Raw genomic sequence first — 13381 nt, 5'->3', positions numbered from 1 at the left:
CCGACTATAGCGGCGTGAAGCCGCCGCTTCAGGCCGCGGGCACCAGCAGCTTCATGCCCCAGAGCAGCAGCGGATAGGCCAGGCCCCAGATGGCAGCCACCAGGATCACGGCCTTCACGGCGGTCAGGGCCTGGTGGGCACGGGGGGTGTTCAGAACGGGCTTCAATGTCGTCATCTCGCACTCCTTGAGTGGTGTGTAGCTGATAACGAGCAAGAGATGTGCCCGGCCTACGCTCGCAACCCCCGCATTCGGGGCATCTGTCACAAGCCGTGTCAGGCCGTGCGGTCCACCCGCAACGCCAGCACCACCGAGCTGGTGGTCTTGATCACGCCCTCGATCTCGCCGATTTCGTCCAGCAACTGGTCCAGCCGGGCCGTGGTTTCTGCTGTGAGCAGGGCCATGTAATCGAACTCGCCGCTGACCGAGGCGAGCTGGCGCAGCTCAGGGATCTTGGAGATCCGCAGCACCACCTCGCGCCCGGCCTTGGGCTGCACCGTGATGCCCACATAGGCCTGCACCGCACGCTCGCCGGCCTCGGTGCCGAGCCGCGCCGTGTAGCCCACGATGGCGCCGCTGGCCTCCAGCCGGGCCAGCCGGGCCACCACCGTGGTGCGCGCAATGCCCAACTTGCGTGCGAGATTGGCCGTGCTCTCGCGGGCATTGGCCTGCAGCAGGGTGATCAGTTGGCGGTCAGTGGCGTCGGTCACGGGTTTACCCTTGTTTGATGCAATTCGTCGAGATGCGCTGACGAAATGGCCTGGATACCTAGTTTATCGACGATAGGTCGCTTTCTTTCGTCCGCGCTCCTTCCTAGACTTCGGGCCATTCGCGGATTCGCGTTCCCCCAAGATTTCCAGGAGACCCACCATGATGAAGATTGCCCTGCTCGGCGCCGGCCACATCGGCGAAACCATTGCCCGTTTGCTGCATGGTTCCGGCCATTACGACGTGACCGTGTTCGACAAGAACGCCGCCGCCCTGGCCGTGCTGGGCGGTGAAGGCATCAAGACCCAGGTCGTGCAGGAGATCGGCCCCGGCGCCGCCGCCCAGGTGCGCGGCTTCTCCGCCATCGTCAATGCGCTGCCCTACCAACTGGCCATCCCCGCCGCCCACATGGCGCTGGAAGCCGGCTGCCACTACTTCGACCTGACCGAAGACGTGGCCGCCACCAAGGAAATCCAGCGCATCGCCACCGGCGCCAAGACCGCCTTCATGCCGCAATGCGGCCTGGCCCCGGGCTTCATCGGCATCGTCGCTGCACACCTGGCCAAGAGCTTTGACAGCCTGCATGACGTGAAGATGCGCGTCGGCGCGCTGCCGGCCTTCCCGACCAATGCCCTGAAGTACAACTTGACCTGGTCGGTCGACGGCCTGATCAACGAGTACTGCCACCCCTGCGAGTGCATCCACGACGGCGAGAAGATCGACGCCCTGCCGCTGGAAGGCCTGGAGCATTTCTCGCTGGACGGCACCGAGTACGAGGCCTTCAACACCTCGGGTGGCCTGGGCACGCTGTGCGAGACCCTGTCCGGCAAGGTCAAGAACCTGGACTACAAGACGGTGCGCTACCCCGGCCACCGCGACCTGATGCAGTTCCTGCTGGGCGACCTGGCCCTGAAGAACGACCAGGAGCTGCTGAAGGACATCATGCGCAAGAGCATGCCGGCCACGATGCAGGACGTGGTCCTTGTGTTCGTGACCGTCTCGGGCATGAAGAACGGCCGCCTGGTGCAGGAAGTGTTTGCCCGCAAGATCTTCGCCGAGCGCGATGGCGCCCGCCCGCTGTCCGCCATCCAGATCACCACGGCCGCTGGCATGTGCGCCGCCGTCGACCTGTTCCGCCAGGGCAAGTTGCCGCAATCGGGCTTCGTCTCTCAAGAGGAAGTCTCGCTGCCGGAATTCCTGGCCAACGAATTCGGCAAGGCCTACCAGCAGTCGCGCCAGGTCGAGTCCATCGGCTGAGCGGAGAATCCGGCACATGAACACCACTGAATTGCTGAACGCCCTGGGCGTTCCTTCTTCCGCCTTCACCGGCGGTTCGCTGACCGTGCGCTCGCCCATTGATGGCGCGGTGCTGGGCGCCGTGCACGAAGCCACGGCCGCCGAGATGACGGCCGCTGTCGAGCGCGCGCAAGCCTCCTTCCTGCAATGGCGCAACGTGCCCGCTCCCAAGCGCGGGGAGCTGGTGCGCTTGTACGGCGAAGAGCTGCGTGCCAACAAGGCCCACCTGGCGCGTCTCGTGTCGCTAGAAGCCGGCAAGGTCACCAGCGAAGGCGAGGGCGAGGTGCAGGAGATGATCGACATCTGCGACTTCGCCGTCGGCCTCTCGCGCCAGTTGCATGGCCTGACCATCGCCAGCGAGCGCCCGGGTCACCGCATGATGGAGCAGTACCTGCCGCTGGGCGTGGTCGGCATCATCTCGGCCTTCAACTTCCCGGTCGCCGTGTGGGCCTGGAACTCGGCCCTGGCCCTGATTGCCGGTGACACCTGCGTCTGGAAACCGAGCGAGAAGACGCCGCTGACGGCCCTGGCCACGCAAGCCCTGTTCGACAAGGCCTTGCAGCGCTACATCGCCGCCGGCTACGCCGCCCCGGCCCATCTGTCGCAGACGCTGAATGGCGGCGCCGCCGTCGGCGAGGCGATGGTGGATCACCCGAAGGTGGCCCTCGTCTCGGCCACTGGTTCCACCCGCATGGGCCGTGCTGTCGGCCCGCGCGTCGCTGCACGCTTCGGCCGTTGCCTGCTGGAACTCGGCGGCAACAACGCCATCATCGTGACCCCCAGCGCCGACCTGGACCTGGCCGTGCGCGGCATCCTGTTCGGCGCCTACGGCACGGCCGGCCAACGCTGCACCACCACGCGCCGTGTGATCGCTCACGAGAGCATCCATGACGAGCTGGTCGCCCGCCTGGACCGCGCCCGCGCGCAGCTGAAGATCGGCTCGCCCATCGAGCCCGGCAACCTGATCGGCCCGCTGATCGACAAGGCCTCGTTCGACGGCATGCAAGCCGCCCTGGTGGCTGCCCGCGAACAAGGCGGCGAAGTGAGCGGCGGTGACCGCGCCTTGGCTGACAAGTACCCGGACGCCTGGTACGCCCAGCCTGCCCTGGTGCGCATGCCTTCGCAGACCGCCATCGTGAAGCACGAGACCTTCGCGCCCATCCTGTACACGCTGAAGTACAAGACGCTGGACGAGGCCATCGCCATCCAGAACGACGTGCCGCAAGGCCTGTCGTCGGCGATCTTCACCAATGATGTGCGTGAAGCCGAAGCCTTCATGGCCGCCAGCGGTTCGGACTGCGGCATTGCCAACGTCAACATCGGCACCTCGGGCGCCGAGATCGGTGGCGCCTTCGGTGGCGAGAAGGAAACCGGTGGTGGCCGCGAGAGCGGTTCGGATGCGTGGAAGGCCTACATGCGCCGCACCACCAACACGGTGAACTACTCGCGCGAGCTGCCCTTGGCTCAAGGCGTCAAATTCGACGTCTGATCGCGATTGATTGACTGACACGGCGGGCTCCGTGCGGGCCCGCCCCACGGAGTACCCCCCATGCTTGAAACAGGCCTTGGCCGCCTGCTCGTCGCCACCCTGGGCGACGCGGCGGCCAAAGAACTCTTTGCCCAGGTCCATGTCACGCCCGCGCTCTTGAAGCCGGCGACGGAGACGATCAGCCGCGCCGAACTGGCGCAGGCGCTGAACCTGGCCTTGTTCCGCGACGTGCTGCAGCGCGTGCCGGTCGGCGCGGCCTATGTGGCCGACTGCCAGCGCGCTGGCGAGCGCGTGGTGTTCGACCACGGCGCGCTGCGCACCGTGGCCTGGCCGAGCGGCGCACTGCCTCCCGGCGAGGCGGCCATCACCCGCGTACTGCGTCCGCTCGGCTTCGTGCGGGCCGAAAACTATCCGCTGCCCAAGCTGAAGATGACCGGCCGCAGCTGGCGCCATGCCGATTTCCCGGAAGACATCGCGCAGTTCTTTGTCTCGGAGTTGCACCCCGAGCAGTTCACGCTGGAGTTCCAGGATGCGGTCAGTCGCGTGATCGGCGACTCGCGTGACCCCCTGACCCCGGCCCATCTGGCGCTGCTGGAGCAACTGGACCGGGACGGTTCCTTGCCCATCGAGCAGGCGCAGGCCTTGTTGCCGGCCTTGATCGGCTGCTTCGCCCGCCAGCATCCTCTCTTCACCTGGCGCGACTACGAAATCCTGCTCGGTGAATCGGCCGAGATGGCCTGGATTGCGACCGAGGGCAATGCCTTCAACCACGCGACCGACCGCGTCGTCGACATCGAGGCCGTGGCCGCGCTGCAGCGCTCGCTGGACCGGCCGATCAAGCCGACCATCGAAACCTCCACCTCGGGCCGCGTGCGCCAGACCGCCTTCCGCGCCGCGCAGGTGCAGCGCCAGTTCCTGCATGGCAGCCAGATCGTGACGCGCACGGTGCCAGGCTCCTTCCATGAGCTCATCCAGCGCGCCAACGAAGAAGAAGGTCGGCTCGACCTGCGCTTCGACGCTGGCAATGCGACGGGCATCTTCAAGATGACGGCGGCCGAATCTTCGGCATGCTGATGGACGATTTCCTGCGCGCCGCGGGCGAGGTCTGCGGTGCGGACTTCGTCGTCGCCGGCGCGGCCATCGAGCCGCGCTACCTGCAGCCGGCCCGCTATGCGCCGGGCGAGGCTGTGGCCCTGCTGCGTCCGGCCACGCAGGATGAGCTGTCTCTCCTGCTGAAGCTGGCCGCCGAGGCCGGCCTCGCGGTCGTGCCGCAGGGCGCCCACACCGGCCTGGTGCGGGCGGCCACGCCCAGCGATGGCGAGCGGCACCTGCTCCTGTCCACCGAGCGGCTGCGCGAGCATTTCGAATTCGATCCGCTGGACCGCACGCTGCGCGTCTCGGCCGGCTACAAGCTGTCCGAGGTCAACGAGCGCCTGGCCGAGCACGGCCTGCAGTTCGCCATCGACCTCAGCGCCGATCCCAGCATCGGCGGCATGCTGGCCCACAACACCGGCGGCACGCGCATGTTGCGCCATGGCGATGTGCGCGCCAATGTGCTCGGGGTCGAAGTGGCGCTGGCCGATGGCACGCTGCTCCGCCTCGGCCGTGGCCTGCAGAAAGACAACGCGGCCCTGCCGCTGCAGCAGCTCTTCGTTGGCAGCTCGGGCTCACTGGGCCTGATCGGCGCGGCCACGCTGCGGCTGCAACCGCTGGCCCGCCAGCGTGCCGTGGCCCTGGTCGCGCCGGCCACGCTGGCGGCGGTGATGCCGCTGTACCAGCGTGTGATGGGCGGCGAGCTGGCCGGCCTGGTCAGCGCCTTCGAGGGGCTGTCACGCGCTGCCTTCGAGGCTGGCCTCCATGGCGAGGGCCCTGGCCGCTGGTTCGAGGGCCAGTTGCCCGACTACGCGTTGCTGATCGAGCTGGCCAGCGAGTTGCCGGCCACGACGCTGGACCTGCAGGCGCTCTTGCAGCAATGGCTGGAGTCGGAGTTTGAAAGCGGCGCCGTCGTGGATGCGGTGTTGGGCGCCGACGAGGCTTGCTGGGCGCTGCGCCATCGCATCAGCGAGGGCCTGCGCGCCCAAGGGTCGGTGATCGGCTTTGACATCGCCTTGCGGCGCCGCCACTTCATGGGTTTCCGCGAGCAGGCCACGGCCTGGCTGGCCCGGGAGTTCCCGCCGGCGCGCGTGGCCGACTTCGGCCATCTGGGCGACGGTGGCCTGCATTTCAATCTCGTGTGGCCCTCCTCCGAGCGAGCATTGCCTGACGCTGAAATGGCGCGTCTGCGGCGCGGCATCTATGGTCTGGTCACCGCGCTGGGCGGCAGTCTCAGCGCCGAGCATGGCGTGGGCCCGCAGATCCAGGCCTACTACCAGGCCTTCAGTGATCCGGCCCTGCTCGAGCTCTCGGGGCGGCTGCAGTCGCTGTTCGATCCTCAGCGCCGGCTCGGCCTGGTCGACTGGGGCGCTGCTGCCGCCACCTCCAGCGACGCGTAGGCCTCGGCGAGGCGCGCCACGCCGGCTTGCAGCAAGGCCGGTGGCTGGGTGAAGGCCAGGCGCAGGCGGTTGGCCGCCGCGCCGGGTTCCGCCGCCAGGGCAGAGCCGGCAGTCAGGCGCAAGCGCAAGGCTTCGGCCGCTTGCACCAGCGGCTCGGCCTGCTCCGTGGGCAGGGCCGGCCAGAGGAAGAGCCCGCCCTCGGGCGCTGCGCAAGTCCAGTCCGGCAGCGCGGCCGCCAGCGCCTCGCGCAGCAATCGGCCCTGCAGTTTCAGCTGCGCACGGCGGGGCTCAACCAGGGCCTCGAAGCGGTCCAGCAGGTCGCAGGCGATGGCGCTGGACAGCGCACTGCAGGCGATGTCGGCATTGGCCTTGGCACGCCGCAGCGTCTCGATCACCGGGGCCTCGGCGCGCAGCCAGCCTATGCGCAGGCCGGCCCACAGGCTTTTGGACAGGCTGCCCACATGAACGATGTTGTGGCCACGCGCCAGCAGCGGCGGTGGCGCGGCGTCGAAGCGCAAGTCCGCCAGCGAGTCGTCGATCAGCACCAGGCTGCTGCTGGCGCGACGCGCGGCGCGGGCAAAGCGCTCGGCGGCCGAGGGCGTCCAGCCCCAGCCGGTCGGGTTGTGCAGGGTGGGGCAGACGAAGACCAGCTGGGGTTCCTCCGCCTGCAGGCGCTGGGCCAGGTGAGCCACATGGGCGCCGTGGGGTCGCACCGCTTCGCCCAGCAGGTGCGCGCCGGCGGCGCGGAACAGGTCGAGCGCGCCGAAGTAGTTGGGGTCCTCGATCAACACCCGGTCGCCCGGCGCCAGGTAGTGCTGAGCCACCAGGGCCAGGGCCTGCTGGGCGCCGGCGCAGACCAGGATCTGCTCCGGCGTGGTGCTCAAGCCGCACGCCGTGTAGCGGGCGGCCAGGCGCTCGCGCAAGGCCAGCAGGCCCTGCGGCTGGTAAGCGCTTTCTCTCAAGACCAACGCGGTCGCGGCCTCGCTGGGCTGCAGCCAGGCCAGCTCGGGCACGGCGGTGGCGAGGCCGAAGTCGATCCAGGCGCCCTCGCCAACCGGACCACGCAGCGCCGGGTTGCCAATCGGCACGCGCCGCTTGCGCGCCGCCACATGGCCGGGCGCACCGGCCGCCACCGTCGTGCCCTGGCCCTGGCGCGCTGTCACCCAGCCGGCCTCGGCCAGGCGGCCATAGGTCGCGACGATGGTGCTGCGGCTGAGGCCCAGGGCTTCGGCCAGCACCCGTTCCGGCGGCAGGCGGTCACCGGGCAACAGCTCGCCGGTGAGGATCAACCCCTGCAGGGCGGTGGCCAGGGCCGCATAGCGCGGCGTCTCGGTTTGCTGCAGCGCGCGCTGGAGAGCGGGGTGGCGGGACCAGTCCATGAGTGTTGAATTGGATTGCTGCGAGCAGTCCAATTGACTCTAGCATCGCTTCAGCACCTGGAGATGAGATGCACGATGCTTTGAACAAGGACTGGCAGCAGCTGCCGTCGCTGTTGTCGCTGACCCGCGACCTGGCCCTGCAGCACCTGCAGCAGATCGACGCTTTGCCGCCGGCCCGCGCCCCGCGCCCGCCGGGGCGGACGCTGCGCCTAGCGGAAGAAGCCGGCGCGGCCGCCGCGCTGCGGCTGTTTGCCGATGAATGGCTGCCCTGTTTGTCCAACAGCACCGGGCCGCGCTACCTGGGCTTCGTCACCGGCGGCGCGACGCCGGCCGCCGTTGTCGGCGACTGGCTGGTCTCGGCACTGGACCAGAACCCGACGGCCGGCTGGGATGGTGATGCGCCCGAGCTGGAGCGTCAGACCGTTGCAGAGCTGGGGCGCTGGTTCGGCCTCGGCGCGGCGCAGCAGGGGGCCTTTGTCAGCGGAGCGACCTTGTCCAATTTCGTCGGCCTGGCGCTTGCGCGCGAATGGCTGGGTGAGCAGCGTGGCGTGAAGGTGTCTGAGCAGGGCCTGGCGGCACTGGGGCCGGTCACGGTGCTGGGCGCGGCGCCGCATTCCAGCATCCACAAGGCAGCCAGCATGCTGGGCTTAGGCCGCGCGGCCGTGCGGCCCGTGGCGCGCCTGCCGGGGCGCGAAGCGGTGGACCCGGCGGCGCTGGAGCGCGAACTGCAGGCGCGGGCGGGCGAGGCGCTCATCGTCACGGCCAGCGCCGGCACGGTCAACAGCGGCGATTTCGACGATCTGCCGGCCTTGCTGGCCCTGCGCGAGCGCTACCCGTTCTGGCTGCATGTGGACGCGGCCTTCGGCGCCTTCGCGGCGCTGGACCCCCGCGTGGCCGGGCGCGTGGCCGGGCTCGATGCGGCCGATTCGGTCTGCATCGACCTGCACAAATGGATGAACCTGCCCTACGACAGCGCCTTGCAGTTCACGCGCCACCGTGCGCTGCAACTGCGCGTGTTCAGCAATGCCGCGGCCTACCTGGGTGAAATCGATGAGGCCCGGCCGGACTTCGTCCACCTGACGCCGGAGAACTCGCGCCGCTGGCGCGCGCTGGTGGCCTGGTTCGCGCTGCAAGCCTATGGCCGCGAGGGCCATGCCGAGATCGTGGCGCGCAATATCGATGGTGCGCGCCGCCTGGGCGAACTCGTCGAGCAAGACCCGACCCTGGAGTTGCTCGCGCCGGTGCGATTGAACATCGTCTGCTTCGCGGTGCGGGGCCTGGATGATGCGGCCGGGGTGCAGTCCTTGCTCGAGTGCTTGCGCGATGGTGGCGAGGCGTTCCTGACGCCCACCCGGTTTGACGGCCGCTGGGGCTTGCGCGCGGCGTTCAGCAATTGGCGCACCACCGTTGAAGATGCCGAACGAGTTCATTCGGCACTGAAAAAATCCATGCTATAGTCGCGCCTCTTCGCTGCACGGGGCAACCCGGAAAGCAAAGAGAAACTAGCCCAGATGGCGGAATTGGTAGACGCACTAGTTTCAGGTACTAGCGGGTAACTCCGTGGAGGTTCGAGTCCTCTTCTGGGCACCAAATTGCAGAAGGCCAGCACGCGAGTGCTGGCCTTTTTCATTTCGCCAAAATCAAGAAAGGCCGATGCGAGAGCGTCGGCCTTTTGCGTTTCTGGGACCGCCCCCGCAAACAAGCCATTCCTGCGTTGATGGCGCCGTCCTAGACTCATCCGCAAAGAGCCACAACAAGCATCAGGGCGGATCAGCGGCGTGCAGGAGGCGGCATGCGGCCAGGAGCGCGGGCAACGGACTCCATGGGGGCTGGTGTCACCCTGCTGCTGTGCGCCTTGCTGGCCATGGCCCTGGTCACGGCCCTGCTGGCCTGGCGGGCCCAGCATGCGGTGGCGATGGTCGAGCGCCAGGGGTTGGTCAGCGAGCAACTGCGCGGTCTCAACCAACTGATGATCGCCCTGCTGAATGCCGAGACCGGCCAGCGCGGCTATCTGCTGACCCAGCGCGATGCCTACCTGGAACCCCATGCCGAGGCCATGGGCGAGCTGGACCTGCGGCTCGACGAGCTTGCCCGCATGCTAAGCACTGCCTCGCAGCAGCAGCGCCTGGTGCGCGTGCTGGGCCTAGTGCGCGACAAGCGTGAGGAGCTGCAGCGCAGCATCGACCTGGTCCGCGCGGGCCGGCATGAGCAAGCACTGGCTCTGGTGCTCAGCGACCAGGGCAAGCGTGAGATGGACAGCCTGCGCCAGGAGCTCGGCAGCCTTGTCGCCGATTTGCGGGCGGAGCGCGCCGGGCTCGCCACGGCGCTGGGTTCCGAAACCGGCACCACGCGCCTGATGCTGCTGCTGGCCCTCAGCCTGCTGGCCATCTTCTCGACACTGGCCCTGTGGCAAGTTTTGCGTGGTGGCGCTCGGCTGCGCGAGGCCGAGGGCAGGCTGCGCCGCATCGCCAATCACGTGCCCTTGCTGATCACGCAGTTCGATCGTCAGCAGCGCATCATCTTTGCCAACGAGCAGGTGCGCCGGCTCTATGGCATCGACCCCAGCGAGGTGCTGGGCAAGACCGTGGCCGATGTGCGTGGCGCCGACGCCGGCCAGCATCTGCAGCCCTTCATCGACCAGGTGATGACCGGTGAGGCCGTGCGCTTCGAGAGCAGCAGCGTGATCCAGGGCCGGCAGCACCATTTCGAGCAGCACTACGTGCCCGACCTGGATGCCGAGGGCCGGCCGCGCGGCTTCTTCTCGGTCACCTTGGACATCACCGAGCGCAAGGAGGCTGCGGCCCGCGCCAGCGCCAGCGAGCGCCGCCTGGCCGTGATTGCCGATGCGCTGCCGGTGCTGATCGCCTACCTGGACCAGGACCTGCGCCTGCACTATGCCAATGAGACCTTCCATCGCTGGCTGGGCATGGAAGCCAGCGCCATGCTCGGCCTGCCGCTGGCCGAGGTGCTGGGCCCCGCGCTCTACGGGCAGCGCGAGCCCTGCCTGCGGGCGGCGCTGGCCGGAGAGCGCGTGCAGGTCGAGCTCAGCTCGGACATGCAGGGGCGGCTGCTGCATTTGCAGAACGACTACATCCCCGATCAGCGAGCGGACGGCCAGGTCGTCGGCATCTTCGTCTTGAGCACCGACGTCACCACGCTGAAGCAGGCCCAGGCCCAGCTCGCCGAAATGGCCCGCACCGATGCGCTGACCGGCCTGCCCAACCGCCGCGAGCTCGACCAGCGCCTGGCGCTCGCCCTGGTGCGGGCGCAGCGCGAGGGCTGGAAGCTGGCCTTGCTGTTCCTGGATCTGGATCGCTTCAAGGCCATCAATGACGAGCAAGGCCATGCGGTGGGTGACGCCGTGCTGCAGGCTTTCGCACAGCGCTTGCAGGCCAGCGTCCGCGCCACCGACAGCGTGGCCCGCCTGGCAGGCGATGAGTTCGTCGTCTTGGTCGAGGGCCTGAACGAGGCCGCAGACGCCATTGCGGTGGCCGAGAAGGTCCTGCAGGCGATGGACGAACCGATGCTGCTGGATGGCCTGGCTCTGCAGGTTGGCACCAGCATTGGGATTGCGCTGCACGAGGGCCGCGCCGGCCTCGATGCCGCGCAACTGCTGGCCCAGGCCGATGCAGCGCTCTACGAGGCCAAGCGGGCCGGGCGCCAGCGCTATGCGCTGTACCCGGCCTCTGCAGACGGGACTGGGGCTTACTCGACGCTGAAGTCGAAATAGCTGTTCGCCGCTTGGGCGAAGAAGCCGGCCGTGCGCACCTCGGCCGTGTAGAGCACCAGGGCGTACTCGCCGGCCGGCAGGTCGCGTTCCGGCGAGATCTTGTGCAGCACGAAGCCCTCGCGAGCGCGCGACTGGTCGGCGAGTGGCTCGCTCTTGATGGCGACGACGCGGTCCTTGTTGATGCCGGTCGAGTAGCTCATGTAGCCACCACCCATCTGCACCTCGCGCGTGCCGTTGCTGCGCACGGCGAAGTTGGCCAGTGTCAGGTAGCCGGCGGCCTGGGCGTTCTTGGGTACGCTGACGATGAACTCGAGTCCGGCGCTCGGCAGCTTGCGACCGGCCTGGCGCCCCTGCAGCGTGGCATAGGTGGCCACGCCGCCGAAGCCCAGGGCCCGCGCGGCGGTGCGCACGGTCGGGATGATGTACTGCATCGTCGATTCCTGGCCGCCGACGGCGACCAGCACCTCTTCTGGATTGATGCCACCGGCCGCAGCAGCCGGCTTGGCGGCAACGGCGGGAGCCGCAGCAGCAGCGGGGCGGGCTGGCGTGCCGGCCTGGGCCGACGCACCTTGCACAGCGCTCAGGATGGCGGCCGTTGCGCCCTTCTTCTTCAGTAGGATCAGGGCGTCAACAGAGGTGTTGAACTTGGGCTCGCCGCTGGCAATGGCCTTCAGTACCACCTCTTCGGGCATGCCGGCATCGAGCAGCTTGATCACATCGGCATTGCTGATGGGCGCGGCATGGGCCTGGCCGGCGAGGGCCAGCAGCAGGGCCAGCGAGACGCTCGTCTGTTTCAACATCTTCTAACCTCCTTGATTGATGGGCGCCCCGGCAGGCTTGTCGTGCCGGAGCGGGCCACAGTCTAGTGGCCCGCTGTGGCTGCCCTTTCAAAGGCGGCGATCGCTGGTGCGCGGCAGCCACAAGCTGACTTGCAGACCGCCCCCGTCGCGGTTGGCCAGGGCGATGCCACCGCCATGGGCCTCGGCAATCTCGCGCGCCAGGGCGAGGCCGAGGCCGGTGCCGCTGCGCTTGGTCGAATAGAAGGGCAGCAGGGCCTGGGCCAGCACGGTTTCGCTCATGCCGGGGCCGCGGTCGCTGACGATCAAACGCCATTGCTCGCGCTGGGCCTGGACGGCGAGTGTCACGGCCGCTGCTTCACCGCCCGCCTCGTGGGCGTTCTTGATCAGGTTGATCAGGGCCTGCTCGACCTGGGCCGGGTCGAAGCGGGCGGGGACCTCGGGCAGCGGGCCTTCCAGGCTGGCGTGGCCCTGGGCCAACAGGTCGGCCACGAAGCCTGACCAGGTTACGGTCTGCAATTGCGGCGTTGGCAGCTTGGCCACGCTGGCATAGCCGGCCAGAAAACTGTGCAGATGGCCGGCGCGGGCGCCAATGCTGGCAAAGACCTGGCCGGCGCGCTCGGCATCGCCGCGCCGCACCAGTTCGGCGCCGCTGTGGGCCAGCGAGGAGATCGGCGCCAGCGAGTTGTTCAGCTCATGGCTGATCACGCGGATCACGCGCTTCCAGCTGGCCACCTCCTGGCGCGAGAGCTCGCGCGTCATGCGGCGCAAGAGGATGAGCCGATGCGGCCGGCCTTGCATCAGCAGGCGGCGCTGCGACAGGTGGAAGCGCTCCTCCGTGCCTTGCGTCGGATCGTCAACGCTGAACAGCCGGTCTTCGCGCGTTTGCAAGGCCTCGCGCAGCGCCTCGGGAGCGTTGATCAGCACGTCGCCGAGCTGGCGCCGCGTCAGGCTGCGGCCTTCGTTCAGCAGCTGGCGGGCCGACAGGTTGGCGTAGACGATGGGGCCGTCCTGCTGGTCATGCTCCATCGCACAGAGCAGCAGGGCCACCGGCGTGTTCTGCACCAGGGTGTCGAGCAGCAGCTCGCGCTGGGCGAGCTGGGTTCGTTGTTCGCGCAGTGCCGCGCCCAGCTCGGCATGGGCGCGTACCAGGGCCTCGATCTCGCGGCCGCCGCCGCTGATGGCGGCGATCGAGCTGCTGTAGTCGCCATCGCGGTAGCTCAGCGTTGCGCCTTCGAGCGCGCGCAGCAGCCGCTCCAGCGGTGCCAGCTGCCAGGCCGCCAGCCAGAGCAGCAGGGGCAGCATGAGGAGGGTGCTGAGTGCCAGGCTGAACCAGCCCCAGGGCTCGAGTGGCTCGCCCCATTCCAGCCATTCCAGCAACTGCGGCAGCGGCCAATGCACCAGGGCCGCATGGACCAGCAGGAAGGCAATGCCGCTGGCCAGCAGCAGGAGCAGCAGGCGGGTGTGCAGGCTGCCGCGCGTCATGGGCTCG

The 13381-nt window shown here is 68.6% G+C and carries 11 protein-coding genes and 1 tRNA gene; 7 read left to right on the top strand and 5 right to left on the bottom strand.

Going from position 1 to position 13381, the window contains the following annotated elements:
* Positions 1-28: 28 nt before the first annotated feature.
* Both J7U46_RS14675 and J7U46_RS14670 read right to left on the bottom strand, forming a co-directional pair.
* Entirely contained in the window at positions 29-175 is a 147-nt protein-coding gene (locus tag J7U46_RS14675) for a hypothetical protein (protein ID WP_282827083.1), read from the bottom strand.
* A gap of 98 nt (positions 176-273) precedes the next feature.
* A complete protein-coding gene (locus tag J7U46_RS14670; RefSeq protein ID WP_282827081.1) occupies positions 274-708 on the bottom strand; it encodes an Lrp/AsnC family transcriptional regulator in 435 nt (144 codons plus the stop codon).
* 163 nt (positions 709-871) lie between these two features.
* On the opposite strand from J7U46_RS14670, the gene J7U46_RS14665 reads away from it, so the two are divergent.
* From J7U46_RS14665 to J7U46_RS14650, 4 genes are read left to right on the top strand one after another with little or no spacing between them, the layout of a single operon-like run.
* A complete protein-coding gene (locus J7U46_RS14665) occupies positions 872-1963 on the top strand; it encodes a saccharopine dehydrogenase C-terminal domain-containing protein (protein ID WP_282827612.1) in 1092 nt (363 codons plus the stop codon).
* A 16-nt stretch (positions 1964-1979) separates the two neighbouring features.
* Positions 1980-3491: an aldehyde dehydrogenase family protein gene (locus tag J7U46_RS14660; protein ID WP_282827079.1), complete on the top strand. Its 1512-nt coding sequence runs from the start codon at positions 1980-1982 to the stop codon at positions 3489-3491.
* Positions 3492-3551: 60 nt separating this feature from the next.
* Positions 3552-4565: a DUF1338 domain-containing protein gene (locus tag J7U46_RS14655; protein WP_282827077.1), complete on the top strand. Its 1014-nt coding sequence runs from the start codon at positions 3552-3554 to the stop codon at positions 4563-4565.
* Complete coding sequence (locus tag J7U46_RS14650) at positions 4559-5983, top strand: FAD-binding oxidoreductase (protein WP_282827076.1); 1425 nt, start codon at positions 4559-4561, stop codon at positions 5981-5983. The genes J7U46_RS14655 and J7U46_RS14650 overlap by 7 nt, the downstream gene beginning before the upstream one ends.
* On the opposite strand, the gene J7U46_RS14645 is transcribed toward J7U46_RS14650, so the two are convergent.
* The gene (locus tag J7U46_RS14645) at positions 5923-7362 is read right to left on the bottom strand and encodes a PLP-dependent aminotransferase family protein (protein ID WP_282827075.1); all 1440 of its coding nucleotides are present in this window, start codon (positions 7360-7362) and stop codon (positions 5923-5925) included. The two genes, J7U46_RS14650 and J7U46_RS14645, sit on opposite strands and share 61 nt — an antisense overlap.
* A 68-nt stretch (positions 7363-7430) precedes the next feature.
* Between J7U46_RS14645 and J7U46_RS14640 the strand changes: the two genes are divergently transcribed.
* The 3 genes from J7U46_RS14640 (at position 7431) to J7U46_RS14630 (ending at position 11092) form a co-directional block, all read left to right on the top strand.
* Positions 7431-8819, top strand: coding sequence for a pyridoxal-dependent decarboxylase (locus J7U46_RS14640; protein WP_282827074.1), 1389 nt, complete (start codon positions 7431-7433; stop codon positions 8817-8819).
* A 48-nt stretch (positions 8820-8867) separates the two neighbouring features.
* Positions 8868-8952 (top strand) — tRNA-Leu (locus J7U46_RS14635).
* A gap of 232 nt (positions 8953-9184) precedes the next feature.
* Positions 9185-11092, top strand: a complete 1908-nt coding sequence (locus J7U46_RS14630; protein ID WP_282827073.1) for a diguanylate cyclase — start codon at positions 9185-9187, stop codon at positions 11090-11092.
* Here the strand turns inward: J7U46_RS14630 and J7U46_RS14625 are convergent.
* Entirely contained in the window at positions 11068-11892 is an 825-nt protein-coding gene (locus J7U46_RS14625; RefSeq protein WP_282827071.1) for a hypothetical protein, read from the bottom strand. The two genes, J7U46_RS14630 and J7U46_RS14625, sit on opposite strands and share 25 nt — an antisense overlap.
* 87 nt (positions 11893-11979) lie before the next feature.
* The gene (locus J7U46_RS14620; protein WP_282827069.1) at positions 11980-13374 is read right to left on the bottom strand and encodes a sensor histidine kinase; all 1395 of its coding nucleotides are present in this window, start codon (positions 13372-13374) and stop codon (positions 11980-11982) included.
* Positions 13375-13381 lie beyond the last annotated feature (7 nt).

The sequence above is a fragment of the Pelomonas sp. V22 genome (genome assembly GCF_030014915.1).
GTDB lineage: Bacteria > Pseudomonadota > Gammaproteobacteria > Burkholderiales > Burkholderiaceae_C > JAUASW01.
This window is presented reverse-complemented; position numbering and strand designations above follow the sequence as displayed.

Excerpts from the sequence above, each read along its gene's own strand:
- J7U46_RS14620 (WP_282827069.1), bottom strand. The coding sequence starts at position 13,374 with ATGACGCGCGGCAGCCTGCACACCCGCCTGCTGCTCCTGCTGCTGGCC.
- J7U46_RS14650 (WP_282827076.1), top strand. The coding sequence starts at position 4,559 with ATGCTGATGGACGATTTCCTGCGCGCCGCGGGCGAGGTCTGCGGTGCG.
- J7U46_RS14660 (WP_282827079.1), top strand. The coding sequence starts at position 1,980 with ATGAACACCACTGAATTGCTGAACGCCCTGGGCGTTCCTTCTTCCGCC.
- J7U46_RS14625 (WP_282827071.1), bottom strand. The coding sequence starts at position 11,892 with ATGTTGAAACAGACGAGCGTCTCGCTGGCCCTGCTGCTGGCCCTCGCC.
- J7U46_RS14665 (WP_282827612.1), top strand. The coding sequence starts at position 872 with ATGAAGATTGCCCTGCTCGGCGCCGGCCACATCGGCGAAACCATTGCC.
- J7U46_RS14675 (WP_282827083.1), bottom strand. The coding sequence starts at position 175 with ATGACGACATTGAAGCCCGTTCTGAACACCCCCCGTGCCCACCAGGCC.
- J7U46_RS14630 (WP_282827073.1), top strand. The coding sequence starts at position 9,185 with ATGGGGGCTGGTGTCACCCTGCTGCTGTGCGCCTTGCTGGCCATGGCC.
- J7U46_RS14640 (WP_282827074.1), top strand. The coding sequence starts at position 7,431 with ATGCACGATGCTTTGAACAAGGACTGGCAGCAGCTGCCGTCGCTGTTG.
- J7U46_RS14645 (WP_282827075.1), bottom strand. The coding sequence starts at position 7,362 with ATGGACTGGTCCCGCCACCCCGCTCTCCAGCGCGCGCTGCAGCAAACC.
- J7U46_RS14655 (WP_282827077.1), top strand. The coding sequence starts at position 3,552 with ATGCTTGAAACAGGCCTTGGCCGCCTGCTCGTCGCCACCCTGGGCGAC.